The following is a 232-nucleotide window of genomic DNA, read 5'->3' as shown; positions in this document are numbered from 1 at the left end:
GACCATTTCATCCGCCGCATCCGCGCGGGCGTGGTCAACTTCAACCGTCCGACAACGGGCGCCGCAGGCGACATGCCCTTCGGCGGCCTGGGCGCCAGCGGCAACCACCGCCCCAGCGCCTATTACGCCGCCGACTACTGCGCCTATCCGGTCGCCAGCTTCGAGGCCGACGCGGTCGCCAACATCGAAGGCGAGATCAAGGGGCTGCGATGAACACCGCTGTCGAAGCCAA

Annotated in this window: 1 protein-coding gene; it reads left to right on the top strand. The window is 67.7% G+C overall.

The window, feature by feature from the left end; genetic code table 11:
• Window positions 1-213: aldehyde dehydrogenase family protein (locus tag CVH10_RS24775; RefSeq protein WP_146143428.1), on the top strand; the 213-nt coding region annotated here is incomplete at its 5' end.
• Between the last annotated feature and the right edge of the window lie 19 nt (window positions 214-232).

The organism is Halomonas sp. ND22Bw, assembly GCF_003011945.1.
GTDB lineage: Bacteria > Pseudomonadota > Gammaproteobacteria > Pseudomonadales > Halomonadaceae > Halomonas > Halomonas halophila.
Note: the sequence above shows the minus strand (reverse complement) of the source record. Positions and strands in the feature narration are given on the sequence as shown.